At 32.8% G+C, this 25,175-nt stretch carries 42 protein-coding genes; all 42 read left to right on the forward strand.

Annotation, left to right across the window (positions count from 1 at the left end; all coding sequences use genetic code 11):
- The first annotated feature begins 482 nt into the window (after positions 1-482).
- Positions 483-791: a 30S ribosomal protein S10 gene (gene rpsJ / locus O212_RS0113325; protein ID WP_021876938.1), complete on the forward strand. Its 309-nt coding sequence runs from the start codon at positions 483-485 to the stop codon at positions 789-791.
- A 76-nt stretch (positions 792-867) separates the two neighbouring features.
- Positions 868-1,497, forward strand: coding sequence for a 50S ribosomal protein L3 (rplC, locus tag O212_RS0113330; protein WP_024615595.1), 630 nt, complete (start codon positions 868-870; stop codon positions 1,495-1,497).
- A 26-nt stretch (positions 1,498-1,523) separates the two neighbouring features.
- The gene (gene rplD, locus O212_RS0113335) at positions 1,524-2,144 is read left to right on the forward strand and encodes a 50S ribosomal protein L4 (RefSeq protein WP_024615596.1); all 621 of its coding nucleotides are present in this window, start codon (positions 1,524-1,526) and stop codon (positions 2,142-2,144) included.
- Entirely contained in the window at positions 2,144-2,437 is a 294-nt protein-coding gene (gene rplW / locus O212_RS0113340) for a 50S ribosomal protein L23 (protein ID WP_024615597.1), read from the forward strand. The genes rplD and rplW overlap by 1 nt, the downstream gene beginning before the upstream one ends.
- 64 nt (positions 2,438-2,501) lie before the next feature.
- Positions 2,502-3,335, forward strand: coding sequence for a 50S ribosomal protein L2 (gene rplB, locus O212_RS0113345; RefSeq protein ID WP_024615598.1), 834 nt, complete (start codon positions 2,502-2,504; stop codon positions 3,333-3,335).
- 62 nt (positions 3,336-3,397) lie between these two features.
- On the forward strand, positions 3,398-3,673 hold the full coding sequence (gene rpsS / locus O212_RS0113350) for a 30S ribosomal protein S19 (protein WP_024615599.1): 276 nt from the start codon (positions 3,398-3,400) through the stop codon (positions 3,671-3,673).
- A gap of 26 nt (positions 3,674-3,699) precedes the next feature.
- Positions 3,700-4,032, forward strand: coding sequence for a 50S ribosomal protein L22 (gene rplV, locus O212_RS0113355; protein ID WP_024615600.1), 333 nt, complete (start codon positions 3,700-3,702; stop codon positions 4,030-4,032).
- 19 nt (positions 4,033-4,051) lie between these two features.
- Positions 4,052-4,717 carry a 30S ribosomal protein S3 gene (gene rpsC, locus O212_RS0113360; RefSeq protein ID WP_024615601.1) on the forward strand — a complete coding sequence of 222 codons (666 nt, stop codon included), beginning with the start codon at positions 4,052-4,054 and terminating at the stop codon, positions 4,715-4,717.
- A 24-nt stretch (positions 4,718-4,741) separates the two neighbouring features.
- Positions 4,742-5,176, forward strand: coding sequence for a 50S ribosomal protein L16 (gene rplP, locus O212_RS0113365; protein ID WP_029699407.1), 435 nt, complete (start codon positions 4,742-4,744; stop codon positions 5,174-5,176).
- Positions 5,176-5,388, forward strand: coding sequence for a 50S ribosomal protein L29 (rpmC, locus tag O212_RS0113370; RefSeq protein ID WP_024615603.1), 213 nt, complete (start codon positions 5,176-5,178; stop codon positions 5,386-5,388). The genes rplP and rpmC overlap by 1 nt, the downstream gene beginning before the upstream one ends.
- 22 nt (positions 5,389-5,410) lie before the next feature.
- Complete coding sequence (rpsQ, locus tag O212_RS0113375) at positions 5,411-5,665, forward strand: 30S ribosomal protein S17 (protein ID WP_024615604.1); 255 nt, start codon at positions 5,411-5,413, stop codon at positions 5,663-5,665.
- 32 nt (positions 5,666-5,697) lie between these two features.
- Positions 5,698-6,066: a 50S ribosomal protein L14 gene (rplN, locus tag O212_RS0113380; protein ID WP_024615605.1), complete on the forward strand. Its 369-nt coding sequence runs from the start codon at positions 5,698-5,700 to the stop codon at positions 6,064-6,066.
- A 15-nt stretch (positions 6,067-6,081) separates the two neighbouring features.
- Positions 6,082-6,396 carry a 50S ribosomal protein L24 gene (gene rplX / locus O212_RS0113385; RefSeq protein WP_024615606.1) on the forward strand — a complete coding sequence of 105 codons (315 nt, stop codon included), beginning with the start codon at positions 6,082-6,084 and terminating at the stop codon, positions 6,394-6,396.
- A 22-nt stretch (positions 6,397-6,418) separates the two neighbouring features.
- Positions 6,419-6,961 carry a 50S ribosomal protein L5 gene (gene rplE / locus O212_RS0113390; protein WP_024615607.1) on the forward strand — a complete coding sequence of 181 codons (543 nt, stop codon included), beginning with the start codon at positions 6,419-6,421 and terminating at the stop codon, positions 6,959-6,961.
- Positions 6,962-6,973: 12 nt separating this feature from the next.
- Positions 6,974-7,159, forward strand: a complete 186-nt coding sequence (locus tag O212_RS0113395; RefSeq protein WP_024615608.1) for a type Z 30S ribosomal protein S14 — start codon at positions 6,974-6,976, stop codon at positions 7,157-7,159.
- A gap of 32 nt (positions 7,160-7,191) precedes the next feature.
- Positions 7,192-7,590, forward strand: a complete 399-nt coding sequence (gene rpsH, locus O212_RS0113400) for a 30S ribosomal protein S8 (protein WP_024615609.1) — start codon at positions 7,192-7,194, stop codon at positions 7,588-7,590.
- Positions 7,591-7,662: 72 nt separating this feature from the next.
- Complete coding sequence (gene rplF, locus O212_RS0113405; protein WP_024615610.1) at positions 7,663-8,202, forward strand: 50S ribosomal protein L6; 540 nt, start codon at positions 7,663-7,665, stop codon at positions 8,200-8,202.
- A gap of 23 nt (positions 8,203-8,225) precedes the next feature.
- A complete protein-coding gene (gene rplR / locus O212_RS0113410) occupies positions 8,226-8,585 on the forward strand; it encodes a 50S ribosomal protein L18 (RefSeq protein WP_024615611.1) in 360 nt (119 codons plus the stop codon).
- A 19-nt stretch (positions 8,586-8,604) separates the two neighbouring features.
- Entirely contained in the window at positions 8,605-9,102 is a 498-nt protein-coding gene (gene rpsE / locus O212_RS0113415) for a 30S ribosomal protein S5 (RefSeq protein WP_024615612.1), read from the forward strand.
- Between the two features lie 13 nt (positions 9,103-9,115).
- Positions 9,116-9,295, forward strand: coding sequence for a 50S ribosomal protein L30 (gene rpmD / locus O212_RS0113420; RefSeq protein ID WP_024615613.1), 180 nt, complete (start codon positions 9,116-9,118; stop codon positions 9,293-9,295).
- Positions 9,296-9,316: 21 nt separating this feature from the next.
- The gene (rplO, locus tag O212_RS0113425; protein ID WP_024615614.1) at positions 9,317-9,757 is read left to right on the forward strand and encodes a 50S ribosomal protein L15; all 441 of its coding nucleotides are present in this window, start codon (positions 9,317-9,319) and stop codon (positions 9,755-9,757) included.
- Between the two features lie 2 nt (positions 9,758-9,759).
- Positions 9,760-11,037: a preprotein translocase subunit SecY gene (secY, locus tag O212_RS0113430; RefSeq protein ID WP_024615615.1), complete on the forward strand. Its 1,278-nt coding sequence runs from the start codon at positions 9,760-9,762 to the stop codon at positions 11,035-11,037.
- Positions 11,038-11,061: 24 nt separating this feature from the next.
- On the forward strand, positions 11,062-11,712 hold the full coding sequence (locus O212_RS0113435) for an adenylate kinase (RefSeq protein ID WP_024615616.1): 651 nt from the start codon (positions 11,062-11,064) through the stop codon (positions 11,710-11,712).
- A gap of 2 nt (positions 11,713-11,714) precedes the next feature.
- Complete coding sequence (gene map, locus O212_RS0113440; RefSeq protein ID WP_024615617.1) at positions 11,715-12,464, forward strand: type I methionyl aminopeptidase; 750 nt, start codon at positions 11,715-11,717, stop codon at positions 12,462-12,464.
- 74 nt (positions 12,465-12,538) lie between these two features.
- Entirely contained in the window at positions 12,539-12,820 is a 282-nt protein-coding gene (locus O212_RS0113445) for a KOW domain-containing RNA-binding protein (RefSeq protein WP_024615618.1), read from the forward strand.
- A gap of 7 nt (positions 12,821-12,827) precedes the next feature.
- Positions 12,828-13,046, forward strand: a complete 219-nt coding sequence (gene infA, locus O212_RS0113450) for a translation initiation factor IF-1 (protein ID WP_024615619.1) — start codon at positions 12,828-12,830, stop codon at positions 13,044-13,046.
- Positions 13,047-13,086: 40 nt separating this feature from the next.
- Positions 13,087-13,200 (forward strand): 50S ribosomal protein L36, encoded by a 114-nt coding sequence (gene rpmJ / locus O212_RS0113455; protein ID WP_003373491.1) that lies wholly within the window; start codon positions 13,087-13,089, stop codon positions 13,198-13,200.
- Between the two features lie 234 nt (positions 13,201-13,434).
- Positions 13,435-13,800: a 30S ribosomal protein S13 gene (rpsM, locus tag O212_RS0113460; protein ID WP_024615620.1), complete on the forward strand. Its 366-nt coding sequence runs from the start codon at positions 13,435-13,437 to the stop codon at positions 13,798-13,800.
- 15 nt (positions 13,801-13,815) lie between these two features.
- Entirely contained in the window at positions 13,816-14,205 is a 390-nt protein-coding gene (rpsK, locus tag O212_RS0113465) for a 30S ribosomal protein S11 (RefSeq protein WP_024615621.1), read from the forward strand.
- Positions 14,206-14,233: 28 nt separating this feature from the next.
- Complete coding sequence (gene rpsD, locus O212_RS0113470) at positions 14,234-14,854, forward strand: 30S ribosomal protein S4 (protein WP_024615622.1); 621 nt, start codon at positions 14,234-14,236, stop codon at positions 14,852-14,854.
- Positions 14,855-14,948: 94 nt separating this feature from the next.
- Positions 14,949-15,896, forward strand: coding sequence for a DNA-directed RNA polymerase subunit alpha (locus O212_RS0113475; protein ID WP_024615623.1), 948 nt, complete (start codon positions 14,949-14,951; stop codon positions 15,894-15,896).
- A 12-nt stretch (positions 15,897-15,908) separates the two neighbouring features.
- Positions 15,909-16,250: a 50S ribosomal protein L17 gene (rplQ, locus tag O212_RS0113480; protein WP_024615624.1), complete on the forward strand. Its 342-nt coding sequence runs from the start codon at positions 15,909-15,911 to the stop codon at positions 16,248-16,250.
- A gap of 222 nt (positions 16,251-16,472) precedes the next feature.
- Positions 16,473-17,318: an energy-coupling factor transporter ATPase gene (locus O212_RS0113485; protein WP_024615625.1), complete on the forward strand. Its 846-nt coding sequence runs from the start codon at positions 16,473-16,475 to the stop codon at positions 17,316-17,318.
- On the forward strand, positions 17,303-18,178 hold the full coding sequence (locus O212_RS0113490) for an energy-coupling factor transporter ATPase (RefSeq protein WP_024615626.1): 876 nt from the start codon (positions 17,303-17,305) through the stop codon (positions 18,176-18,178). The genes O212_RS0113485 and O212_RS0113490 overlap by 16 nt, the downstream gene beginning before the upstream one ends.
- Positions 18,179-18,979 carry an energy-coupling factor transporter transmembrane component T gene (locus O212_RS0113495; protein WP_024615627.1) on the forward strand — a complete coding sequence of 267 codons (801 nt, stop codon included), beginning with the start codon at positions 18,179-18,181 and terminating at the stop codon, positions 18,977-18,979.
- A 16-nt stretch (positions 18,980-18,995) separates the two neighbouring features.
- A complete protein-coding gene (gene truA, locus O212_RS0113500) occupies positions 18,996-19,733 on the forward strand; it encodes a tRNA pseudouridine(38-40) synthase TruA (protein ID WP_024615628.1) in 738 nt (245 codons plus the stop codon).
- A gap of 159 nt (positions 19,734-19,892) precedes the next feature.
- A complete protein-coding gene (rplM, locus tag O212_RS0113505; protein ID WP_024615629.1) occupies positions 19,893-20,327 on the forward strand; it encodes a 50S ribosomal protein L13 in 435 nt (144 codons plus the stop codon).
- 28 nt (positions 20,328-20,355) lie between these two features.
- Positions 20,356-20,748 carry a 30S ribosomal protein S9 gene (gene rpsI / locus O212_RS0113510; RefSeq protein ID WP_024615630.1) on the forward strand — a complete coding sequence of 131 codons (393 nt, stop codon included), beginning with the start codon at positions 20,356-20,358 and terminating at the stop codon, positions 20,746-20,748.
- 248 nt (positions 20,749-20,996) lie between these two features.
- Positions 20,997-22,616, forward strand: coding sequence for a Na/Pi cotransporter family protein (locus tag O212_RS0113515; protein ID WP_024615631.1), 1,620 nt, complete (start codon positions 20,997-20,999; stop codon positions 22,614-22,616).
- Positions 22,617-22,925: 309 nt separating this feature from the next.
- The gene (locus tag O212_RS0113520) at positions 22,926-23,600 is read left to right on the forward strand and encodes an N-acetylmuramoyl-L-alanine amidase (RefSeq protein ID WP_024615632.1); all 675 of its coding nucleotides are present in this window, start codon (positions 22,926-22,928) and stop codon (positions 23,598-23,600) included.
- Between the two features lie 134 nt (positions 23,601-23,734).
- Entirely contained in the window at positions 23,735-24,577 is an 843-nt protein-coding gene (locus O212_RS0113525) for a fumarate hydratase (protein ID WP_024615633.1), read from the forward strand.
- A 9-nt stretch (positions 24,578-24,586) separates the two neighbouring features.
- Positions 24,587-25,147: a Fe-S-containing hydro-lyase gene (locus O212_RS0113530; RefSeq protein WP_024615634.1), complete on the forward strand. Its 561-nt coding sequence runs from the start codon at positions 24,587-24,589 to the stop codon at positions 25,145-25,147.
- Positions 25,148-25,175: the final 28 nt, after the last annotated feature.

Genomic DNA, 25,175 nt, shown 5'->3' on the forward strand with positions numbered 1-25,175 from the left:
GCATAATCGAATAGTAATAAATCTTTTCTATAAAAATAGTAAGGGAGACGTCCCTTACTATTTTTTTTGTTTTTGTTTTAAAATTTTTACTTTGGATAAAATAATAAGAAAGTAAGTTAAAAGTTTACATTATAATAGAGAAATTTACTTTAAGAAAATACTTGCTATTTATATAAAATACTATTAAAATATAAAAAGCGAACTAATTCTAACACGGGAAAATAAATTGCATAAAATGTGATGAAAATTACTTGAAAAGTGGGTAAAATCATAGTATAATGTAGAAGTTGTAAAGCATGCGGCGATGAGTCAAGAGGTTGCCGGACTTCCGGGTAATTCTTGATGAGTATGTCAGGATCTAGAATCCGACGACAGGGATTCTATAATTTTGTCTAAAAAGTGTGAAACACCAGGAACAGTTTATAGAAGAACCGCTGTTGTGCGTTAGAAGTAAAGCGTACATGAAAAGGAGGGAAACCAAGATGTCAAAACAAAAAATAAGAATCAGATTAAAAGCTTTTGATCACACAATATTAGATCAATCAGCAGAAAAAATCGTTGAAACTGCTAAATCAACAGGAGCAAAGGTTGCAGGTCCAGTACCACTACCAACTGAAAAAGATGTTGTTACTATATTAAGAGCAGTTCACAAATATAAGGACTCAAGAGAGCAATTCGAAATAAGAACTCACAAGAGACTTATAGATATCGTTAATCCATCACCAAAAACTGTTGATGCATTAATGAGATTAAATCTACCAGCAGGTGTAGATATAGAAATAAAGCTATAATAGCAAATTACAATAAAGACATTGAACTATTATGATTGCAAGGCAATCCGCTAATAAGTTTGGGAGGTGTAGATACATGAAAAAAGCTATAATTGGTAAAAAAATAGGAATGACTCAAATTTTTGATGAAAATGGTAAAGTTCTTCCTGTAACAGTTGTAGAAGCAGGTCCATGTGTTGTAACTCAAAAGAAAACTATCGAAAACGATGGTTATGATGCAATACAAGTTGGTTTTGGAGAAATAAGAGAAAAATTAGTTAACAAGCCAGCTAAAGGACACTTCGCAAAAGCAGGAGTTTCATTAAGAAGAACTCTTAAAGAATTCAGATTAGAAGACACTAGTGCATATGAAGTAGGCCAAGAAATAAAGGCTGATTTATTTGCAGTAGGAGATAAAGTAGATGTATCAGGAGTTTCTAAAGGTAAGGGATTCCAAGGTGTTATTAAGAGATGGAACCAACAAAGAGGACCTATGTCACACGGTTCAAAATTCAAGAGAGCACCAGGTTCAATGGGAGCTGCTTCAGACCCATCAAGAACATTCAAAAACAAAAAGATGCCAGGACATATGGGAGCTGCTAACACTACAGTATTAAACTTAGAAGTAGTTAAAGTTATCGCAGAAAAGAACTTAATATTAATTAAGGGTGGAATTCCAGGTCCAAACAAGAGCACAGTAGTAATAAGAAATACAGTTAAGGCTTAATTTCTTAAGGAAAGGAGGAAGCAGGAATGCCTACAGTAGGATTATTTAATAAAGAAGGTAAACAAGTTGGAGATTTCCAATTAAACGAAAATATATTCGCAGTTGAAGTAAACGAAAATGCTATGCACCAAGTTGTTGTTGCATTATTAGCTAACAAGAGACAAGGAACTCAATCAGCTAAAACTAGAGCTGAAGTTAGAGGAGGCGGAATCAAGCCTTGGAGACAAAAAGGAACTGGTAGAGCAAGACAAGGTTCAATCAGAGCTCCACAATGGATCAAAGGTGGTATTGTATTCGCACCAAAGCCAAGAGATTACAGAATGGCTATACCAAAGAGCATGAAGAGAGTTGCTATGTTATCAGCATTAACAAGCAAAGTTCAAGAAGGACAAATGGTTGTTGTTGAAGATTTAGCATTCGATTCAATAAAGACTAAGAACGTAGTTAACATGCTAAAAGCAATGGAAACTAAGAAGACTTTAATCGTGACAGCTGAGTCAAACGAAGTTGTTTATAAGTCAGCAAGAAACATTGAGGGAGTAGCAGTTATGCCTGCAAACAACATCAACGTTTATGACTTACTTAAGTTTGAAAAAGTAGTTATGACTAAAGACGCTGTATCAAAGATTGAGGAGGTGTACGCATAATGAAATTAACAAGCCATGATATCATAAGAAAGCCTGTTATCACTGAAAAAAGTATGGCAGCAATGGCAGAAAACAAGTACACTTTCATAGTTCATATCAACGCTAACAAATCTCAAATAAAGAGAGCTGTTGAAGAAGTATTCAACGTTAAAGTTGCTAACGTAGCTACTTTAAGAACTATGGGAAAAACTAAGAGAATGGGCGTACATGTAGGAAAGAGAGCTGACTTTAAGAAAGCGATCATTACATTAGCTGAAGGCAGCACTATTGAATTCTTCGAAGGAATGCAATAGACGTCAATAAGGTGATTTATTGGTGTTTACACACCAGATAAGCTGAAAGAAGGAGGGAATTTAAATGGCAGTTAAAACATTTAGACCGATAACACCATCAAGAAGAAACATGACTATGCCAACATTTGAAGAAATAACTACAAATGAACCAGAAAAGTCATTATTAGTTTCTTTAAAGAAAACTGGTGGTAGAAATGCACAAGGTAAAATAACTGTAAGACACCACGGTGGTGGAGCTAAAAGAAAATACAGAATAATAGATTTCAAGAGAAATAAGGATGGTATTCCAGCAAAAGTTGCTACTATAGAATATGATCCAAACAGAACAGCATACATTGCATTAGTTGTATACGCAGATGGGGAAAAGAGATACATAATCGCTCCTGCAGGATTAAAAGTTGGAGATACAGTTGTATCAGGACCAGAAGCTGATATTAAACCAGGTAACGCATTACCATTACTTAATATCCCAGTTGGTACATTCATCCATAACATCGAATTACAAGTTGGTAAGGGAGCTCAATTAGTAAGAGCTGCTGGATTATCAGCACAATTAATGGCTAAAGAAGGTAAGTATGCTACATTAAGATTACCTTCAGGAGAAATGAGATATGTTAGAATCGAATGTAGAGCTACAATTGGAGCTGTATCAAACGCTACTAACGATATCGTTAAGATAGGTAAAGCTGGAAGAAAGAGACACATGGGAATCAGACCTACAGTTAGAGGTTCTGTAATGAACCCTTGCGATCACCCTCACGGTGGTGGAGAAGGTAAGTCACCAGTAGGTAGACCAAGTCCAATGACTCCATGGGGTAAACCAGCTCTTGGATACAAGACTAGAAAAACTAAGAAATACTCAGATAAGTTAATTATTAAGGGTAGAAATAAGAAGTAGTTTGAAGAGAATATTCATTCTCTTCAAGGCTAGAGCCTAAGAAATGAAGGGAGGCAAATATAGTGAGTAGATCAATTAAAAAAGGACCTTTCGTCCATGCAGGACTTTTAAAGAAAATAGAAGAAATGAACGCTAACGGAGAAAAGAAAGTTGTTAAAACTTGGTCAAGAAGTTCAACAATTTTCCCTCAAATGATAGGACACACAATAGCTGTTCATGATGGAAGAAAGCATATCCCAGTTTACATTTCAGAGGATATGGTAGGACACAAGTTAGGAGAATTTTCACTAACTAGAACATACAGAGGACATGATGATAAATCATCAAAAAGAAAGTAGTAAGAGCCTGGAAAGGAGGATCATAAATGGAAGCTAGAGCTATAGCTAAATATGTAAGAATGTCTCCAGTAAAGGTAGGAGCTGTTCTTGATTTAATAAGAGGAAAAGATGTAAGAGAAGCAAGTGCTATTTTACAATACACTCCAAGAGAAGCAGCAGTAGCTATTAACAAAGTGTTAAAATCAGCTGTTGCAAACGCAGAAAATAATAATGGATTAGAAGCTGATAGATTATACGTAGCAGAAGCATACGTAGGTCAAGGTCCAACACTAAAGAGATTTAGACCAATGGATCACGGTAAAGCATTCAGAATCAATAAGAGAACAAGCAACATTACAGTAGTTGTAAGAGAAAGATAGAAGAAGGAGGGAAATCGAAGTGGGTCAAAAAGTACATCCTCACGGACTTAGAGTAGGTGTTATCAAGGGATGGGATGCAAAATGGTACGCTAACAAGAAAGATTTTGCTGACAACCTAATTGAAGATAACAAGATCAGAGAATTCGTTAAGAAAGAACTTTTCACTGCTGGAATTTCAAAGATTGAAATTGAAAGAGCAGCAAAAAGAGTTAAATTAAACATATATACTGCTAAACCAGGAGTAATCATCGGTAGAGGTGGTTCAGGAATAGAAGCTTTAAAGAAAAAGCTTGCTAAGTTTATATCAGGAAAGAACATCTTAATCAACATCGTTGAAGTTAAGAATGTTGAAGCTGATGCACAACTAATGGCAGAAAATATAGCTGCACAATTAGAAAAGAGAATATCATTCAGAAGAGCTATGAAGCAAGTTATCCAAAGAGGAATGAAGCAAGGAGTTAAAGGAGTTAAAACTGCTTGTTCAGGAAGACTTGGTGGAGCTGAAATAGCTAGAACTGAGCAATATCATGAAGGTACAATTCCACTACAAACTTTAAGAGCAGATATCGATTATGGATTTGCTGAAGCAGATACAACTTACGGAAAAATCGGAGTTAAAGTTTGGGTTTATAATGGAGAAGTTCTTCCAACTAAAAAAGTTGAGAAAGAAGAAGCTAACGCATAAGAGTTAAGAAAGGAGGAATTAATCATGTTAATGCCTAAAAGAGTAAAGCATCGTAAGGTACAACGTGGTAGAATGAAAGGTAAAGCAACAAGAGGAAATTTCCTAGCTTATGGAGATTTCGGTATTCAAGCTACAACTTGTGGATGGATCACAAGCAACCAAATAGAGGCTGCCAGAATTGCTATAAATAGATACATTAAAAGAGGAGGAAAACTTTGGATAAAGATTTTCCCAGATAAGCCAGTTACTGAAAAACCAGCTGAAACAAGAATGGGTTCAGGTAAAGGTTCACCAGAGTACTGGGTTGCAGTAGTTAAACCAGGTAGAGTATTATTCGAATTATCTGGAGTTAATGAAGAAGTTGCAAGAGAAGCTATGAGACTTGCATCACACAAACTTCCTGTAAAAACTAAGTTTGTTACAAGAAGAGATTTTGAGGAAATGGGTGGTGAAGAATAATGAAGGCTAGAGAATTAAAAGATTTAAGAGCAAGTAATCCTCAAGATTTAAAAGCTAAATTAGCTGAACTTAAGGCTGAGTTATTCAACTTAAGATTCCAATTAGCTACAGGACAATTAGAAAATCCTATGAGAATAAGAGAAGTAAAGAAATCTATAGCCCAAATAAAGACCATCTTAAGAGAAGAAGAGTTAAGGGTTGTTGAACAGTAGATCTGGAAGGAGGTAAGCCTTAATGGAAAGAGGACTAAGAAAAAAGAAAGTTGGAAGAGTTGTTTCCGATAAAATGGATAAGACTATCGTAGTTGCAATCGAAACTAAAGTAAGACATCCGCTATATGGAAAAACTGTTAACAGAACAACTAAATTCAAAGTTCATGATGAAAATAATGAAGCTAAAGTTAATGATAGAGTATTAATAATGGAAACAAGACCTTTATCAAAAGATAAGAGATGGAGACTTGTTGAGATAGTTGAAAAAGCTAAGTAGTATAGCTTAAAGACTGAAAGGAGGGTAATCTAATGATACAACAACAAACTAGATTAAAAGTTGCTGATAACTCAGGCGCTAAGGAAATAATGTGTATCAGAGTATTAGGCGGATCTAAGAGAAAGTACGGTAACATTGGAGACATAATAGTTGCCAGCGTTAAAAGTGCAACACCAGGCGGAGTTGTTAAAAAAGGTGACGTTGTTAAAGCTGTTATTGTTAGATCAGTAAAAGGATTAAGAAGAGCAGACGGATCATACATAAGATTTGATGAGAATGCTGCAGTTATAATAAAAGATGATAAGCAACCAAGAGGAACACGTATCTTCGGACCTGTTGCTAGGGAGCTAAGAGATAAAGAATTTAACAAAATATTATCATTAGCACCAGAAGTTCTATAAGAGGAGGTGGCTGATTTGAAAATCCATGTAAAAAAGAACGACACAGTTGTAGTTATATCAGGAAAAGATAAAGGTAAAACAGGTGAAGTTTTAAAGGTATATCCAAAAACTGGTAAGGTACTAGTTCAAGGAGTTAATATAGTAAAGAAGCACCAAAAAGCAGGTAGAACTCAAGCTGAAAGTGCTATAATCGAAAAAGAAGCTGCAATAAACAGCTCAAAAGTAATGTTATATTGTACAAAGTGCAAAAAAGCTACTAGAATTAGCAATAGAATCTTAGAAGATGGTTCTAAGGTTAGAGTATGCAAGAAGTGCGGAGAAACATTCTAAAAACTGAAAGGAGGTTAACAATATGACAAGACTTCAAGAAAAGTATGAAAAAGAAATAATTCCAGCTATGATAGAAAAGTTTGGATATGAAAATATAATGCAAGTCCCAAGACTTGAAAAGATAGTAATCAACATGGGAGTTGGTGAAGCTAAGGACAATCAAAAAGTTTTAGAATCAGCTGTTAGCGATTTAACATTAATATCAGGACAAAAGCCTATATTAACAAGAGCTAAGAAATCAGTTGCTAACTTTAAGATTAGAGAAAATATGGCATTAGGATGTAAAGTTACATTAAGAAAGGCAAACATGTACGAATTTGCTGACAAGTTAATGTCAATTGCTTTACCAAGAGTTAGAGATTTCAGAGGAGTTTCAGCAAAATCATTTGATGGAAGAGGAAACTACTCACTAGGAATTAAAGAACAATTAATATTCCCAGAAATAGAGTACGATAAAATCGACAAAGTAAGAGGAATGGATATTATCTTCGTTACAACAGCAAATACTGACGAAGAAGCAAGAGAATTATTAAGATTCCTTGGTATGCCATTTGCTCAACAATAAGGAGGGATAAAGATGGCACGTAAAGCGATGATAGAAAAGTGGAATAAAACACCTAAGTATAAGACTAGAGCTTATACTAGATGCAGAATATGCGGAAGACCACATTCTGTATTAAAGAAATTCGGTATATGCCGTATCTGTTTCAGAGAACTTGCATATAAAGGCCAAATCCCTGGTTGTAAAAAAGCAAGTTGGTAATACTGAAGATATAGTGAAAGGAGGCACATTAAATGGTTATGACAGATCCTATAGCAGATTTGCTAACACGTATAAGAAACGCAAATGCTGTTAAACATGAAGTAGTAGAGGTACCTTCATCAAATGTAAAGAAGGCCGTTGCAAATATATTATTACAAGAAGGATACATCAAAGAAATTGATGAATACAATGATGGAGTAGTTCCAATGTTAAGAATAACTCTTAAATATGGAGCTAACAATGAAAGAGTAATCACTGGATTAAAGAGAATATCAAAACCAGGATTAAGAGTATACTGCAAGAAGGACGAAACTCCTAAGGTTCTTAACGGTTTAGGAATCGCTGTTATCTCAACATCAAAGGGAATAATGGTTGATAGAGAAGCTAGAAAGAACGGCGTAGGTGGAGAAGTTCTTTGCTACGTTTGGTAGTATTTAATTAAGATTATACAATCGATAGATTTTAACATATGTATGCAGATAGAGAAAACAGGAGGTGCAATTATGTCAAGAGTAGGTAGATTACCAATTGCTATCCCTGCTGGTATCACAGTTACAGTAACACCAGATAACGTTGTTACTGTAAAGGGACCTAAGGGTGAGTTAGTAGAAGCTATGCACAAAGACATTAATATTACGGTTGAAAACAACGAAGTTGTTGTAACTAGACCTAGTGACGTTAAAGAGCACAGAGCTCTTCACGGATTAACAAGAGCACTTATAAACAACATGGTTATGGGAGTTCAAAATGGATTCCAAAAGACTTTAATCTTAAACGGTGTTGGTTACAGAGCTCAAAAACAAGGAAATAAACTTGTTATGAACCTTGGATATTCACATCCAGTTGAAATAGAAATTATGGATGGTATCGAAATCGAAATACCTGAAAACACAAAAGTTGTTGTAAAAGGAATCAACAAGCAAAAAGTTGGAGAAGCAGCAGCTCAAATCAGAAAATGGAGAAAACCAGAACCATACAAGGGTAAAGGTATAAGATACGAAGGCGAAGTTATCAGACGTAAAGAAGGTAAAACTGGTAAGTAATAAAAGAAAGGAGTGAGCTTTATATGTTCAAAAAAGCAGACAGAAAAGCTAGCAGAAAGAGACGTCACTTAAGAGTGCGTAAGAAAGTTTTCGGTACTCCTGAAAGACCAAGACTTTCAGTATACAGAAGTGAAAAAAATATCTATGCACAAATAATAGATGATATAAACGCTGTAACAATAGTTGCTGCTTCAAGCTTAGAAAAAGATTTCTCAGCTAAAGGCGGAAACAAAGAAGGCGCTAAACTAGTTGGTGAATTAGTTGCTAAGAAAGCAGTTGAAAAAGGATTAACAGAAGTTGTTTTCGATAGAGGCGGATACGTATATCACGGAAGAGTTCAAGCATTAGCTGAAGGTGCTAGAGAAGCAGGCTTAAAATTCTAAGAAACGAGGAGGGAAATACATGAGAATCGATCCTAGTACACTAGACCTTAAAGAAAAGGTTGTTAACATAAACAGAGTTACTAAGGTTGTTAAAGGTGGTAGAAACTTTAGATTCGCAGCTCTAGTTGTTGTTGGAGACGAGAACGGACACGTTGGAGTTGGAATGGGTAAATCTATCGAAATACCTGAAGCAATCAAAAAAGGAATTGAAGACGCTAAGAAAAACTTAGTATCAGTTTCAATGGTAGGAAATACAGTTCCTCACGAAATCCACGGAAGATTTGGAAGAGGAGATGTTCTTATCATGCCAGCTAAAGAAGGTACAGGAGTTATCGCTGGAGGTCCAGCTAGAATTGTACTTGAATTAGCAGGAATAAAGGATGTTAGAGCTAAATCATTAGGTTCAAACAATCCTAATAACATGGTAAAAGCTACAATCAACGGATTAGCAAACTTAAGAACAGCTGAAGATATTGCTAAATTAAGAGGAAAATCTGTTGAAGAAATATTAGGTTAGGAGGGGAAATTGCATGGCTAAGTTAAGAGTTACTCTTGTTAAAAGCTTAATCGGTAGAAAAAAAGACCATATCGCTACTGCAAATGCCCTTGGACTTAAGAAAATAGGTAAAACAGTAGAGCATGAGGGAACTCCTCAAATCAACGGTATGATCAACAAGATAAGCTACATGTTAAAAGTAGAAGAAATATAATAAAGAGGAGGTGCAAGACGTATGAAACTTCATGAATTAAAACCAGCAGCTGGAAGCAGAAAAGCTCCTAAAAGAGTAGGAAGAGGAACTGGTTCAGGTTTAGGAAGAAACGCTGGTAAAGGTGAAAAAGGACAAAACGCTAGATCAGGTGGTGGAGTTAGACCAGGATTCGAAGGTGGTCAAATGCCATTATACAGAAGACTTCCTAAGAGAGGATTCACTAACATCTTCGCTAAAAAGATCGTTAGCATCAATGTAGATAGATTAAACATCTTTGAAGATGGTACAGAAGTTACTCCAGAAGTATTACTAGAAAGAAGAGTTGTTTCAAAAGTAATGGACGGAGTAAAAATTCTTGGAAACGGAAACTTAGAAAAGAACTTAACTGTTAAAGGATGTAAGTTCTCAAAATCTGCTATCGAAAAAATCGAAGCAGCTGGAGGAAAAGTTGAGGTGAAATAAGAATGCTATCAACCCTACGTAACGCCTGGAAGGTACCTGAATTAAGAAAGAGATTTTACTGGACAATATTTTTAGTGGCAATCTTTAGGATGGGAAGTCATATTCCTGTTCCTGGGATTAGCGCTGATTATTTGAAAAGTTTAACTCAATCAGGTAATTTAATGGGTTTCTATGATTTAATATCAGGAGGAGCCTTCAGTAGATTTAGTATTTTTGCTCTTGGTGTAATGCCATACATCAATGCATCAATTATAATGCAACTTTTAACAATAGCAATTCCTTCTTTGGAACAACTTCAAAAAGAAGGCGAGGAAGGTAGAAAGAAGATACAAAATGCTACCAGATACGTATCTATTGTAATTGCAATAATTCTTGCGTTTGGAATGTATGCTACTATTTCTCAAATGGGAGCAACTATTGGTATGAAAACTGTACAAATGATAGTAGTCATTTTAGCATTAGTTGTTGGATCTACATTCTGTATGTGGTTAGGAGATCAAATCACTGTTAAAGGTTTCGGAAATGGTGTTTCAATCTTAATCTTTGTAAATATAGTATCTAGATTACCAATGACACTTAAGTCTATGATGATTTTAGAAAACTCAGGAGAAATAAGTATTGTAGAAATAGCATTATTTATAGTGTTTGCTTTAGCAGCACTTGCAGGAGTAATATTCTTCTCACTTGCTGAAAGAAGAATTCCTGTGCAATACGCGGGTAAAGCAGTTGGAAATAAGGTTATGAAGGGACAGTCAACTCATATTCCTTTAAGTATTGTAGGATCAGCTGTAATAGCAATTATATTTGCTATGTCAGTGATGCAATTCTTACCAACAATTGCTGGATTCTTTCCACAACATGAGTGGGCAAAATGGGTTACTAGTAGTCCTTGGAGTATATTTAATAGTAAAACTTGGATGTATCCAATTGTTTATTCAATATTAACTATATTCTTTACATGGTTCTATACTCAAGTTACATTTAAGCCAGAAGAAATGTCAGAAAATCTGCATAAATCTGCTGGATTCATACCGGGTATTAGACCAGGTGAACCTACAACTTTATATTTTGAAAGTATTCTAAATAGAGTATCTTTCATAGGTGGAATATTTGCAGCACTACTTGCTGTAACACCAATAGTTATAAATAACTATACTGCATTCAAAGGAATACAATTTGGGGGAACAGCACTTCTTATTGTAGTGAGTGTTGCTCTAGATTTCACAAGAAAACTAGAATCACAAATGATAATGAGACACTACAAAGGATTTCTTAAATAAGATTAAATAATGGAGATGATGCCCGTGAAAATTATTTTACTAGGTCCTCCTGGAGCAGGAAAAGGAACACAGGCAAAATCAATTAGTAATAGATATTCAATTCCACACATTTCAACAGGAGATATTTTTAGAAAAAATATTTCAGAAAATACTCCTTTAGGAATTGAAGCTAAAAAATATATGGATAACGGACAATTAGTACCGGATTCAGTAACTATAGATATGGTTAAAGATAGACTTCAAGAAGAAGACTGTAAAAATGGATACCTATTAGATGGTTTTCCAAGAACAGTTGCTCAAGCTGAAGCTCTACAAGAATTCTTAGATAGTAGAAACGAGGGATTGGATACAGCGCTATGTATTGAAGTTCCAAGTGAATTTATACTAGAAAGAATGACTGGAAGAAGAGTATGCCCAGCATGCGGAGCAAGTTATCACGTAAAATTCAATCCACCAGCGATTGAAGGAAAATGTGATCTTTGTGGTAGTGATATAGTACAAAGAAAAGATGATACAGAAGAAACTGTAAAAGAAAGACTTGACGTATACGAAAAGCAAACTCAACCACTAATTGATTTTTACAGAGAAAAGAATTTACTTTCAACAGTTGATGGAACAAAAGCTATTAACGAAGTATTTGAAAGTATCTGCGAAATCTTAGGGAGCGCTAAATAATAATGATTCAAATCAAAGATGATTTAGCACTTAACCTGATGAGAAAAGCAGGAAATATAGTAGGAGAAACACTTCTATTATTAGAAAAAAATATTAAACCAGGTATAAGTACTAAAGAATTGGACACAATAGCAGAAAAGTTCATAATTGAGCAAGGAGCTGTACCATCTTTCAAAGGATTATATGGTTTCCCAGCAACATTGTGTATTTCTGTTAATGACCAAGTAGTTCATGGTATACCAGGAGGCTACACGTTAAGAGATGGCGATATAGTCAGTATTGATTGTGGAGCTTGCATTAATGGATATCATGGCGATGCAGCAAGAACTTTTCCAGTAGGAAATGTTTCAGAAAGTGCAAAAAAGCTTATACAAGTTACAAGAGATTGTTTCTTTGAGGGAATTAAATTCGCTCAAATTGGAAATAGATTATCAGATATATCGCATGAAATACAAAGTTATGTTGAAGCAAATGGATTTTCAGTTGTGAAGAACTTTGTAGGACACGGGATAGGCAGAGATCTACATGAAGATCCTGAAGTACCAAATTTCGGTAGACCAGGTAGAGGTCCAATACTTACAAAGGGCATGGTTTTAGCTATAGAACCAATGGTTAATGAAGGATCCTTTAGAGTAAGAACTTTAAAAGATAATTGGACGGTTGTAACAAGTGATGGAAAACTGTCAGCACATTACGAAAATACAGTTGCAATTTTACCAGATGGTCCCGAAATATTAACACTAGTTAAATAAAGTGTTGCTTAGTTATAAATTTGCTTAAGTTATTGAAGCGATTTATTACTAAGGTAATCATCGAGGTGAAAAATTTGCAAAACAATGACTTGATTGGGAAAGTAGTACTTTCTTTAGCTGGTAGAGATAAAAATCATTTATATGTAATAACGGATGTAATTGATGATAAGTTTGTGTTATTATCTAATGGTGATACAAAAACAATCAATGAACCTAAGAAAAAACGGGTTAAGCATTTGAAAGTTTTAGAAAATATAGATGAAGAAATAAAATCAGCCATTGTCAGCGAAAGAAAAGATACTGACTTAAAAATTAAGAGATTTTTAAAATTAAAAGGCATTGTTAAGGAGGGTTGATTACCTTATGTCAAAAGATGATGTTATAGAAATGCAAGGAGTCGTTTTAGAGTCCTTACCTAATGCTAACTTCCAAGTTGAACTTGAAAGTGGCCACAAAATTCTAGCACATATATCAGGAAAATTAAGAATGAACTTCATAAGAATTTTACCAGGAGACAAAGTTACAGTGGAGCTTTCTCCATATGACTTAACAAAAGGTAGAATTACTTGGAGAGCGAAATAAGATAGAAATAGTCTATCAAATATTACAAGGAGGGTTAGCGATGAAAGTAAGACCATCAGTTAAGCCTATTTGCGAAAAGTGCAAAGTAATTAAAAGAAAAGGAAGAGTAATGGTAATCTGTGAAAATCCAAAGCACAAGCAAAAACAAGGCTAATATAAATAAATATTAGACAAAAAATACAAATTAGGTATTTAAAATTTATTGACTTTTTTGTCAAAGTCAAATATCATTATATAGGCATTTAATTAAATAATTAGATTTTAGGAGCGGCTGATAATAGAGAAAAATTTCTCTATTACCTAAAATTTTATTATATATATATTCATATCTTCGATTTGAAGATAATAAACTTTTAGGCATTTCAATTACCAGGAGGTGTAAATTTTAATGGCAAGAATAGCAGGTATAGACCTACCAAGAGAAAAAAGAGTTGAAATAGGTTTAACTTATATTTATGGAATAGGATTATCTACTTCTCATAAGATATTAGCAGCTACAGGAATAAATCCAGATACAAGAGTTAAGGATTTAACTGAAGACGAAGTTAATGCTTTAAGAACTTACATTAAGGATCTTACTATCGAAGGAGACTTAAGAAGAGAAGTGGCTTTAAACATCAAGAGATTAGTAGAAATCGGATGTTATAGAGGAATTAGACATAGAAAAGGTCTTCCAGTAAGAGGACAAAAAACTAAGACTAATGCAAGAACTAGAAAAGGTCCAAAGAAGACTATCGCAAACAAAAAGAAATAGTTAGGAGGGAAAGCAATGGCAAAGGTTAAAAAAACTAGAAGAAAAAAAGATAGAAAAAATGTTGAACATGGTGCAGCACACATCAAGTCAACTTTCAACAATTCAATAGTTACTTTAACAGACGCTCAAGGAAATGCGTTATCATGGTCAAGTGCTGGAGCTCTAGGTTTCAGAGGATCAAGAAAAAGCACTCCATTTGCAGCTCAAATGGCAGCAGAAACTGCAGCTAATGCAGCAATGGAACACGGTTTAAAGAGCGTTGAAGTATATGTAAAAGGACCTGGTGCTGGAAGAGAAGCAGCTATCAGATCATTACAAGCAGCAGGATTAGAGGTAACTTTAATAAAAGACGTTACTCCAATCCCACACAACGGATGTAGACCACCAAAAAGAAGAAGAGTCTAGTATTTGATTCATACAGGAGGTGTAATTAATGGCAAGATATACTGGAGCTACATGTAGATTATGTAGAAGAGAAGGCATGAAATTATTCCTTAAAGGGGATAGATGTTATACAGATAAATGTGCTTTCACAAGAAGAAGTTATGCACCAGGACAACACGGAGCAGCTAGAAAGAAATTATCTAACTACGGTGTACAACTTAGAGAAAAGCAAAAAGCTAGAAGAATATACGGAGTGTTAGAAGGTCAATTCAGATCATACTATGAAAAGGCTGAACACATGAAGGGTATCACTGGTGAAAACTTATTAATGTTATTAGAATTAAGATTAGATAACGTTGTTTATAGATTAGGATACGGTGCTTCAAGAAAAGAAGCAAGACAATTAGTTAACCACGGACATTTCTTAGTAAATGGTAAGAGAGTTGACATTCCTTCATACAGAGTATCAGTTAACGATGTAATAACTGTTGCTGAGAAGAGCAGAGGAAGCGAAAAGTTCAAGACTTTCGTTGAAAATCCAAAGACTTTACCAAAATGGTTAGAAGCTAACGTTGAAAACTACGAAGGCAAAGTAGTTGCTGAACCAACAAGAGAAGATATTGACGTACCAGTTAATGAAACTCTTATCGTTGAGTTATACAGCAAATAATTGTAGTATTTGTTAGAGCAAATAAACTTATAACAAATATAGAATCAGTTGCCCTCAGAATAAGGTTGCCATTTTAAAAATAAGGAGGGTTCGTATGTTAGAAATCGAAAAGCCAATAATTGAATGTGTAGAGGCAAATGAAGACGGTACTTATGGTAAGTACGTTGTTGAGCCATTAGAAAGAGGATATGGTATTACATTAGGAAATGCCCTAAGAAGAATATTATTATCATCATTACCTGGAGTTGCAACTACTTCAGTTAAAATTGATGGTGTACTTCACGAGTTTTCTACAATACAAGGAGTTAAAGAAGATGTTACAGAAATAATTCTTAACATTAAAGCTTTAGCTTTAAGAATGAATGGTGAAGGTCCAAAGACTATATATATAGACGCAAAAGGACCTGGTGTTGTTACAGGAGCAGATATAAAGACTGACGGAGATGTTGAAGTTGTTAATAAAGATTTACATATAGCAACTTTAGATAACGACGGAAGACTTTATATGGAGTTAACTGTAAATAGAGGTAGAGGATACGTTACTCAAAATAAAAATAAGAGTGAAGACCTACCAATATCAGCAATAGCTGTTGATTCAATATATACACCAGTTAAGAGAGTTAACTTTAAAGTTGAAAATACTAGAGTTGGTCAAATTACTGACTACGATAAGTTAACACTTGAAATTTGGACTAATGGAACTATCAAGATTGATGAAGCTATAAGCTTATCAGCAAAAATCTTAATAGAACATTTTAAATTATTCATGTCATTAACAGATGAGACTAATGATGTTGAAATTATGATAGAAAAAGAAGAAGATAAAAAGGAAAAAGTACTAGAGATGACTGTAGAAGAGCTTGACTTATCAGTTAGATCATATAACTGTTTAAAGAGAGCTGGTATTAATACAGTTCAAGAACTTGCTAACAGATCAATGGATGATATGATGAAAGTAAGAAATCTAGGAAAGAAATCCTTAGAAGAAGTTGAAAAGAAGCTTAAAGAGTTAGGCTTAAGCTTAAAGCTAGGCGACGAGTAAGGAGGTAAATCCATGGCAGTTAATCGTAAGTTAGGTCTTTCATCAGACCAAAGAAGAGCTATGCTAAGAAACTTAGTTACTAGTTTTTTAAAGCATGGTAAGATTGAAACAACTGAAACTAGAGCAAAAGAAACTAGAAGTTTAGCTGAAAAAATGATCACTCTTGCTAAAAGAGGAGATCTTCACGCTAGAAGACAAGTATTAGCTTTTGTTCAAGAAGAAGCTGTAGTACAACATTTATTTGATAATATAGCTCCACAATACACTGAAAGAAACGGTGGATATACAAGAATGTATAAAAAAGGTCCTAGAAGAGGAGACGGAGCAGAAATGGTTATACTTGAATTAGTTTAATCATTTTGATGGGGATTAAGATATAATCTTAGTCCCCGTTTTGTTATATAAAAAAGTAAATTATATAGAAGCGTAATGGTTTAAATATTCTGAATACAGTTGAAAGTTGAAATTTATGGTATATAATATTCTTAAGTGTATATACAGTAGAATTACGCTTGTATATAGTATATTATTTAAATAGCGAATTAAAATCTTTAAGATAATTTTATGGAGGACCAAATGAGTCAAGAAATGATAAAATGTGAGAATTTAGTTTTTAAATATACATCACATGAAGAGGGTATTGAAAAGTATGCTATTAATGGAGTTGATTTGACAGTTAAAAAGGGTGAATTTTTAGTTGTATTAGGACATAATGGTTCAGGCAAGTCAACACTTGCTAAACATATGAATGCTCTTTTATTACCTACAAATGGTGTTATATATGTTGATGGAATTAATACAAAGGATGAAGATAAAGTATGGGATGTTAGAGCTAAGGCTGGTATGGTATTTCAAAATCCAGATAATCAAATGGTAGCGACAATAGTTGAAGAAGATGTTGCTTTTGGCCCAGAAAATTTAGGAGTTGATCCTAAAGAAATAAGAAAGCGTGTTGACGAAAGCTTAGAAAAAGTAGGAATGAGTGAATATAAAAGGCATGCTCCACATCTTTTATCAGGTGGTCAAAAACAAAGAGTGGCTATAGCAGGTATATTAGCTATGCAACCAGAATGCATAATATTTGATGAACCAACAGCAATGCTTGATCCATCAGGAAGAAAAGAAGTTATAAATAATATAAAAGAGATAAACAAAGAGTATGGTATTACGATAGTTCTAATAACTCACTATATGGATGAAGCAGCAGAAGCTGATAGGATAGTAGTTATGGATGATGGAAAGCTTATTATGGGTGGAACTCCAAAAGAAGTATTTTCTCAAGTAGAGCTTATGAAGAAAATTGGATTAGATGTGCCACAAGTAACAGAATTAAGTTATGAATTATCAAAAGAAGGTATAGATTTAGATAGTAAAATAATAAATGTAGATGAGATGGTGGATGCGTTATGTCAATTAAAATAGAGAATTTAACACATGTATATATGCAAAATGGACCTTTTGAGAAAAAAGCGTTAGATGATGTTAATATAGATATTAAAGATGGTGAATTTGTTGCATTAATAGGTCATACTGGTTCAGGAAAATCAACATTAATACAACATATGAATGGGCTATTAGAAGCAACTTCAGGTAGGATTATTGTTGATGGTGAAGATATAACAGCAGAAGGTGTTAAGCTTTCAGATGTTAGAAAAAAAGTTGGATTAGTTTTTCAATATCCGGAATATCAGTTATTTGAAGAGACTATTGAGAAAGATATATCATATGGTCCAACAAATTTAGGATTAGATAAAGAAGAAATACATAGACGTGTAGTAAAAGCAATGGAAATGGTTGGACTTGATTATGAGTTTTATAAAGATAAATCTCCATTTGATTTAAGTGGAGGTCAAAAAAGAAGAGTAGCTATAGCAGGGGTTATTGCTATGGAACCTAAAACTCTAATTTTGGATGAGCCTACAGCTGGACTTGATCCAAAAGGAAGAGACGATATATTAGAGCAAATAAAGATTCTTCATGAGAAATATAATATGACAATAATACTTGTAAGTCATAGTATGGAAGATGTAGCAAAGATAGCAGAAAAAGTAATAGTTATGAATAAAGGAAAAGTAGCACTTAAAGGTACTCCTTCAGAGGTGTTTAAAGAAGTTGATACACTAGAAAAAATAGGACTTGGTGTTCCACAAGTTACTTATCTTATGAGAGAGCTTAGAAATAAAGGATTTGATGTAAGTGATGAAGTGTATACAATCGAACAATGTAAAAAAGAGTTATTAAGAATATTTAAAAACAAGAAAAATAGTGAAGGAGTGAAATAGGTGATAAAAGATATAACTATAGGGCAATATGTACCTGGAGAATCATTTACGCATAAATTAGACCCTAGAACAAAGATATTGATATCATTACTATTCATAGTATCTTTGTTTATAATAGATAAATTTGTAGGTTATATTTTTGTTGTAGCTTTTATTGCAGCAGTAATTATAAATTCAAAGGTACCACCAAAATTTATATTAAAAGGGTTAAAACCTATCATATTTTTAGTAGCGTTTACGTCAATATTAAATATATTTATGATAAGGGGAAGTGAAGATACTTTATTATTCCATTTTGGATTTTTAAGAGTTTATACAGAAGGAATTAGAACGGCTATATTTATGGCCCTTAGATTAATATTCTTAGTTGTTGGAACATCACTTCTTACTTTAACAACATCACCTATAGAGTTAACAGATGGTATAGAAAGACTTCTTAGACCTATAGGAAAGGAATTAGCACATGAATTAGCTATGATGATGACTATAGCTTTAAGATTTATACCAACATTAATGGATGAAACAGATAAAATAATGAAAGCGCAAAAAGCTAGAGGTGCAGATTTTGAATCAGGTGGAGTAATTCAAAAAGCAAAAAGTTTAATTCCGCTATTAGTTCCTTTATTTATTAGTTCTTTTAGAAGAGCTGATGAACTTGCTATGGCTATGGAAGCAAGATGTTATAGAGGTGGCTCAGGAAGAACAAGAATGAAACAATTAAAATTTACAAAAAATGATGCTATAGCTTGGGTGATATTTGGTATTTTATTTGTAATTAGTATAGTTATTAGGATTTACTAGTAAAGGTGATTTAAAAATGAAAAATATAAAACTTACAATTGAATATGATGGAACAAATTATTTTGGTTGGCAGAAACAAAAGAGTAATAGTAAAACTATTCAAGAGACAATAGAAAAAGCTATACAAAAAATTGTTAAAAATGAAGTTTCATTAACTGGAAGTTCTAGAACTGACTCAGGGGTACATGCAAAAGGAATGGTTGCTAATTTTTTTACTGATAGTAGAGTACCAGCTGAGAAGTTTAGGGAAGCTATAAATACAAAACTTCCTGATGATATTGCAATAATAAAATCAGAAGAGGTTAATGAAGAATTTCATTCAAGATATGATAGTAAAGGAAAAACATATTGTTATACTATTATAAATAGATTAGAGAAAGTTTCTTTATATAGAAATTATTCTTATCATGTAAGAGAAGAATTAGATATAGATGAAATGAAAAAGGCTTGTAATTACTTTATAGGTAAACATGATTTTAGTGCTTTTAAGAGTAGTGGAAGTTCTGTAAAAACATCTGTTAGAACTATTAAGGATTTACATATAGAAAATAATAATGAATTAATAAAAATATATGTAACTGCTGATGGATTTTTATATAATATGGTAAGAATAATAGTAGGAACTTTAATTGAAGTTGGAAGAGGAAAAATAGCTTCAGATGAGATAAAATCAATAATAGAAGATGGAAAAAGGGAGCGTTCTGGCTTTTGTGTTCCGGCAAATGGGCTTCTTTTAGAAAAAGTTTATTATTAATGAAAAAAAATAAATAAATACATTGACACGCCCGTGAGCGTGTATTATAATAGTGTATGTTTGTTAGAATATTTATGTATATAAGATCCGGATAAAGAGATCTTAACATAAATGCAATATTACATATTGCTAATCGTAAGTTCAAGGAGGGAAACATAGATGAAATCATACATTGCAAAAGCACAAGAAGTTGAAAGAAAATGGTATGTTGTCGATGCTGCTGGTAAGCCACTAGGAAGAGTTGCTAGCCAAGTTGCTTCAATCTTAAGAGGAAAAAATAAGCCAACATTTACACCAAATGTTGACTGCGGAGATTTCGTTATCGTAATCAATGCTGAGAAAGTTGTTTTAACTGGTAAGAAGTTAGATCAAAAAATGATGAGAAAGCACAGCTTATACGTTGGTGGATTAAAAGAAATCCCATACAGAGAAGTTCTTGACAAGAAACCTGAGTTCGCTTTCGAAGAAGCAGTTAGAAGAATGCTTCCAAGCGGAGTTTTAGGAAGAAAAATGTTAAAGAAATTAAATGTATACAGAGGCGAAGAGCATAACCATCAAGCTCAAAAACCAGAAGTATTAGAATTAAGATACTAATAACGGAAACTCGGGAGGAGGATTTAAAATGGCAAAAGTTCAATACATGGGAACTGGTAGAAGAAAAAAATCAGTTGCAAGAGTAAGACTAGTACCTGGAAATGGTAAAGTAGTTATAAATAAGAGAGAAATCGAAAACTTCTTTGGTTTAGAAACTTTAAGAGTTATCGTAAACCAACCTTTAGTTTTAACTGGAACTAAAGATAAGTTTGACGTATTAGTTAATGTTCACGGTGGAGGATTCACAGGTCAAGCTGGAGCAATCAGACACGGAATAGCTAGAGCATTAGTTAAATCAGACGAAGCTTTAAAATCAGAATTAAAGAAAGCTGGATTCTTAACTAGAGACCCAAGAATGGTTGAAAGAAAGAAATACGGTCTTAAAAAAGCAAGAAGAGCTCCACAATTCTCAAAGAGATAATATTTGGAGTACGGATATCAGAAAAGAAGAGTATATACTCAGTATATACCCTTCTTTTTTTTACATAAAATTTGTATAGAAAGCAATTATAGAATTTGATTTGTAAAAAAATGTAATGTTATATTAAATCTACGTTAAAAAACTTTTATAAATCTTAACAAATGTTAAGAAATAATGTACACTTAAGTCATAAAGTTAAGAATTTAAATAAAAGATTAATAAATAATTTGTAGATGGAGGAGACAGGATTGAATTCTATAGTTACAACGGTTATAACTCTAATGGGTGGACTTGGATTATTTCTTTACGGAATGAAATTAATGGGGGATGGTCTTGAAAATGCCGCTGGAGAAGGATTAAAAAAGATTCTTGAAAAAGTTACATCAAATCCAATAGTTGCAGTTTTAGTTGGTGCTGCAGTTACAGCAGTAATACAAAGTTCTAGTGCAACAACAGTTATGGTAGTTGGATTTGTTAATGCAGGTTTAATGAATTTAGCACAAGCTGCTGGTATAATAATGGGAGCTAATATAGGTACAACTATAACTGCTCAGTTAGTTGCGTTTAAGCTTGATGATATAGCTCCAATTTTTGTTTTTGTTGGTGCAGCTATTGTAATGATGGCAAAGGCTCAAAAGAGAAAAGAAATTGGACATATAATTTTAGGATTTGGTATATTATTTACTGGAATGGGAATGATGAGTGATGCAATGAAACCACTTGCAGCATCACCAATGTTTGAGCAATTAGTAATGGCTATTGGAGATAACATGTTTATAGGTGTTATAGCAGGTGCAGCGATAACTGCTATACTTCAAAGTTCATCAGCAACAACAGGTATACTTATAGCTCTTGCAACAGCAGGTGCAATAAATATAGATGCAGCTTTACCAATATTATTTGGTTGTAATATAGGTACATGTATAACAGCAATGCTTGCAAGTATAGGAACAAATAAAACAGCACATAAAGCAGCATTAATACATTTAATATTTAATGTTGGAGGAACTATTATATTCTTACCATTCTTAGGAATGATTGGTCAATTAGTAACTCAAATTAGTCCTGGAGATGTTGAAAGACAAATAGCAAATTCACATACAGTGTTCAATATAGCAAATACACTAATTATGTTACCACTTAGAAATTACTTGATAATGGCGGTAAATAAATTAGTACCGGGAACAGATGAAGTTGAAAAAGTTGGACCTAAGTATATTGATGATAGGTTACTTGAAACACCAGTTATAGCAGCTGGACAAGTTATTAAAGAGACAATAAGAATGGCTAATAAGGCAAAACAAAACCTTGAGTTATCAATGAGTGCTTTCATGAATGAAGATGAAGAGCAAGTGAAAAAGGTTTATGAAAATGAAATTATAATAAACACTTTAGAAGAAGCTATAACAACATATTTAGTAAAATTATCAAAGTGTGAATTATCAGATAAAGAAAAGAGCATAGTTGCATCAACTTTCTATATAGTAAATGATATTGAAAGAGTAGGAGATCATGCTGAAAATATAGCTGACCTTGCTGTTCAAAAATCAAATAAGAAACTACAATATAGTGAAGATGCAATTAAGGAATTAGAAGAAATTTATAATTACACAACAACAGCTTTAGAAATAGCAATAGAAAGTTATGAAAATAGAGATGTTAAAAAAGCAAGAACTCTTGAAAATGTTGAAGAAAGAATTGATTCATCACAAAAAAAATATAGTGAAAAACATATTAAGAGATTGTATGATGGAAAATGTAATGCTTATGCGGGAGCTATATTCTTAGATTTAATATCTAACTTTGAAAGAATCGGAGATCATGCAAAAAATATTGCTGAAAGCGTAATTGAAGGTAGTGAACTTTAATATTATTAAGAACTAGATTTATCTAGTTCTTTTTTATTTAGTGAAAAATTTTAAATAGGGTTAAATGTATAATAAATTTTATTAGTAAAAAGTATTTAAATTAAAGTTGTATAGTAAAGATAACTTTAACTAAGATTAAAATAGCTAATTTTTAATATTAATTAAAGTTAAAAATGTATATTATAATTGAATTTATTTTTATTAATAATTAAACATATAAAATTTAATGTTAATAGAAATCATTACAAGAATAATTAATAACGTTAGTTGCATAATAAAACTATAAGTGTTAATTTAGGAGGAAAATTTATGAGGTTTCTAAAAAGCATAGTTATAGCATTGATGTTTTTTTTACTAGGAACAACTGGAGTAAGTGCTTTAGAAAATGATAATAGTAATTATAAAATATTAATAGATCCAGGACATGGTGGATATGATGGTGGAACAAAGTCTAAAAGTGGAATATTAGAAAAAGATATAAATCTTCAAATATCATTAAAACTTAGAGATTTATTACGTAGTAAAGGATATAAAGTCGATATGACAAGAGAAGAAGATATATCATTATCTAATAAGAAGACAGAGGATTTAGATTTAAGGTGTAAAATGAAAAAGGAAACAGAATGTGATGTATTTATATCAATACATCAAAATGCTTTTAGGACAGTAAACAGCAAGGGATTACAAGTATGGTATTCAAGTAACGAAAAAAGTAAAAGAATAGCCGAGTCTATACAAGTATCTGTTAGAGAAAATCTTCAAAATAATAATAAGAGAGTTGCTAAAGATGCAAAGAATGATTATAAAATTTTAAGAGATGGATATGATTGTGGAAGTGTAATAGTTGAATGTGGGTTTCTTTCAAATTATGAAGATGAACAAAATCTTCAAAGTGATGAATATCAAAATAAGTTAGTAGAGGCAATAACCATTGGAGTAGAAAAATATTTTAATGAAAAACCTTCAGAACCAATATTAAAATAGAAGTCATATTTCCGAGGAAATTAGGGATTAATGTAAAAAACATTAATCCCTTTAAAAATAAATGACTAAATATATTTATTAATATATTGTAAATTAAGTTAAAACTTTATAAACTATAAATTGGGAGGGATTTTATGAGAGAAATAAGTGTAAATGTTGTAAGAGATAAGGTGAAGGAATTATGCATATCAGCAAATTACTACATAGGTGATGATGTAAGAGAGAGGCTTACATATTATAGAGATAATGAGAAATATGAAATAGCAAAAGATGTTTTGGGAAAAATAATTGATAATTCTAATATTGCAAAAAATGAGAATATGCCTATGTGCCAGGACACTGGAATGGCTTGTGTTTTTTTAGAAATTGGACAAGATGTGCATTTTGTAGATGGGAATCTTGAAGATGCTATAAATGATGGTGTTAAACTAGGTTATGATGAAGGATATTTAAGAAAGTCAGTAGTGAAGGATCCGATTGATAGGGTTAATACTAAGGACAATACACCAGCTATTATTAATTATAATATAGTTAGTGGAGATAAAGTTAAAATAACAGTTGCACCTAAAGGATTTGGGTCAGAAAATATGAGTAAGATAGCTATGTTAAAACCTTCAGATGGGTTAGAAGGAGTAAAAAAGTTTATATTAAAGACAGTAGAAGAGGCAGGTCCTAATCCATGTCCACCAATGGTAGTTGGAGTTGGAATTGGAGGAACATTTGAAAAGGCAGCTTTTCTTTCTAAGAAAGCTTTACTTAGAAATCTTAATGAAAAAAATAAAGATGAATTTTATGAGAATTTAGAAAATGAACTTTTAAAGGAAATAAATAAAATGGGTATAGGACCGCAAGGCTTTGGTGGACTTACTACTGCAATTGGAGTAAATATTGAAACTTATCCAACACATATAGCTGGACTTCCTGTTGCAGTAAATATAAGTTGCCATGCAACAAGGCATAAGGATGCGGTAATATAAGGAGGATATATGGTTAAGAAGATAACAACACCTTTAACAATTGAAAAAATCAAAGATTTAAAATGTGGGGATTCTGTTCTTTTATCAGGAACTATATATACAGCAAGAGATGCAGCTCATAAAAGACTTATAGAGCTTGTGGATAAAGATGAAAAATTACCTATAGATATAGAAAACGAAATAATATATTATGTAGGTCCAACACCAGCTAAGGAAGGTCAAGTTATAGGCTCGGCAGGTCCAACAACAAGTTATAGAATGGATGCTTACTCTCCAAAGCTTTTAGAGTTAGGACTTAAAGGTATGATTGGAAAAGGACTAAGAAATAATGAAGTAATTGACTCAATAAAGAAAAATAAAGCAATTTATTTTGGAGCAATTGGCGGTGCTGCTGCACTTATAGGGAAAAGTATAGTAAAATCAGAGATCATATTATATGAAGATTTAGGTGCAGAGGCAATAAGAAAATTAGAAGTTAAAGATTTTCCTGTAGTTGTTATAATAGACTCAGAAGGAAATAATCTTTATTTAGAAGGACGAGAAAAATATAAGAGATTATATTGTAAATAGTATAAATCAATAAAAGGTAAGAGATAAT

The sequence above is a fragment of the Clostridium sp. Ade.TY genome (genome assembly GCF_000498355.1).
In the GTDB taxonomy this organism is placed as follows: Bacteria; Bacillota; Clostridia; order Clostridiales; family Clostridiaceae; genus Clostridium.

Bases quoted from the DNA above. Each gene is read 5' to 3' on its own strand.
- O212_RS0113530 (WP_024615634.1), top strand. From the start codon at position 24,587: ATGGTTAAGAAGATAACAACACCTTTAACAATTGAAAAAATCAAAGAT.
- rpsH (WP_024615609.1), top strand. From the start codon at position 7,192: ATGGTTATGACAGATCCTATAGCAGATTTGCTAACACGTATAAGAAAC.
- rpsI (WP_024615630.1), top strand. From the start codon at position 20,356: ATGGCAAAAGTTCAATACATGGGAACTGGTAGAAGAAAAAAATCAGTT.
- rplW (WP_024615597.1), top strand. From the start codon at position 2,144: ATGAAATTAACAAGCCATGATATCATAAGAAAGCCTGTTATCACTGAA.
- rpsJ (WP_021876938.1), top strand. From the start codon at position 483: ATGTCAAAACAAAAAATAAGAATCAGATTAAAAGCTTTTGATCACACA.
- O212_RS0113395 (WP_024615608.1), top strand. From the start codon at position 6,974: ATGGCACGTAAAGCGATGATAGAAAAGTGGAATAAAACACCTAAGTAT.
- rpsK (WP_024615621.1), top strand. From the start codon at position 13,816: ATGGCAAAGGTTAAAAAAACTAGAAGAAAAAAAGATAGAAAAAATGTT.
- rplM (WP_024615629.1), top strand. From the start codon at position 19,893: ATGAAATCATACATTGCAAAAGCACAAGAAGTTGAAAGAAAATGGTAT.
- map (WP_024615617.1), top strand. From the start codon at position 11,715: ATGATTCAAATCAAAGATGATTTAGCACTTAACCTGATGAGAAAAGCA.
- infA (WP_024615619.1), top strand. From the start codon at position 12,828: ATGTCAAAAGATGATGTTATAGAAATGCAAGGAGTCGTTTTAGAGTCC.
- rplR (WP_024615611.1), top strand. From the start codon at position 8,226: ATGTTCAAAAAAGCAGACAGAAAAGCTAGCAGAAAGAGACGTCACTTA.
- rplF (WP_024615610.1), top strand. From the start codon at position 7,663: ATGTCAAGAGTAGGTAGATTACCAATTGCTATCCCTGCTGGTATCACA.
- O212_RS0113490 (WP_024615626.1), top strand. From the start codon at position 17,303: ATGTCAATTAAAATAGAGAATTTAACACATGTATATATGCAAAATGGA.
- rpmD (WP_024615613.1), top strand. From the start codon at position 9,116: ATGGCTAAGTTAAGAGTTACTCTTGTTAAAAGCTTAATCGGTAGAAAA.
- O212_RS0113485 (WP_024615625.1), top strand. From the start codon at position 16,473: ATGAGTCAAGAAATGATAAAATGTGAGAATTTAGTTTTTAAATATACA.
- rpsD (WP_024615622.1), top strand. From the start codon at position 14,234: ATGGCAAGATATACTGGAGCTACATGTAGATTATGTAGAAGAGAAGGC.
- rplB (WP_024615598.1), top strand. From the start codon at position 2,502: ATGGCAGTTAAAACATTTAGACCGATAACACCATCAAGAAGAAACATG.
- O212_RS0113520 (WP_024615632.1), top strand. From the start codon at position 22,926: ATGAGGTTTCTAAAAAGCATAGTTATAGCATTGATGTTTTTTTTACTA.
- O212_RS0113525 (WP_024615633.1), top strand. From the start codon at position 23,735: ATGAGAGAAATAAGTGTAAATGTTGTAAGAGATAAGGTGAAGGAATTA.
- rpmC (WP_024615603.1), top strand. From the start codon at position 5,176: ATGAAGGCTAGAGAATTAAAAGATTTAAGAGCAAGTAATCCTCAAGAT.
- rpmJ (WP_003373491.1), top strand. From the start codon at position 13,087: ATGAAAGTAAGACCATCAGTTAAGCCTATTTGCGAAAAGTGCAAAGTA.
- O212_RS0113475 (WP_024615623.1), top strand. From the start codon at position 14,949: ATGTTAGAAATCGAAAAGCCAATAATTGAATGTGTAGAGGCAAATGAA.
- rplO (WP_024615614.1), top strand. From the start codon at position 9,317: ATGAAACTTCATGAATTAAAACCAGCAGCTGGAAGCAGAAAAGCTCCT.
- rplV (WP_024615600.1), top strand. From the start codon at position 3,700: ATGGAAGCTAGAGCTATAGCTAAATATGTAAGAATGTCTCCAGTAAAG.
- rpsQ (WP_024615604.1), top strand. From the start codon at position 5,411: ATGGAAAGAGGACTAAGAAAAAAGAAAGTTGGAAGAGTTGTTTCCGAT.
- truA (WP_024615628.1), top strand. From the start codon at position 18,996: ATGAAAAATATAAAACTTACAATTGAATATGATGGAACAAATTATTTT.
- secY (WP_024615615.1), top strand. From the start codon at position 9,760: ATGCTATCAACCCTACGTAACGCCTGGAAGGTACCTGAATTAAGAAAG.
- rplQ (WP_024615624.1), top strand. From the start codon at position 15,909: ATGGCAGTTAATCGTAAGTTAGGTCTTTCATCAGACCAAAGAAGAGCT.
- rplD (WP_024615596.1), top strand. From the start codon at position 1,524: ATGCCTACAGTAGGATTATTTAATAAAGAAGGTAAACAAGTTGGAGAT.
- rplE (WP_024615607.1), top strand. From the start codon at position 6,419: ATGACAAGACTTCAAGAAAAGTATGAAAAAGAAATAATTCCAGCTATG.
- rplP (WP_029699407.1), top strand. From the start codon at position 4,742: ATGTTAATGCCTAAAAGAGTAAAGCATCGTAAGGTACAACGTGGTAGA.
- rpsM (WP_024615620.1), top strand. From the start codon at position 13,435: ATGGCAAGAATAGCAGGTATAGACCTACCAAGAGAAAAAAGAGTTGAA.
- rplN (WP_024615605.1), top strand. From the start codon at position 5,698: ATGATACAACAACAAACTAGATTAAAAGTTGCTGATAACTCAGGCGCT.
- rplC (WP_024615595.1), top strand. From the start codon at position 868: ATGAAAAAAGCTATAATTGGTAAAAAAATAGGAATGACTCAAATTTTT.
- rpsE (WP_024615612.1), top strand. From the start codon at position 8,605: ATGAGAATCGATCCTAGTACACTAGACCTTAAAGAAAAGGTTGTTAAC.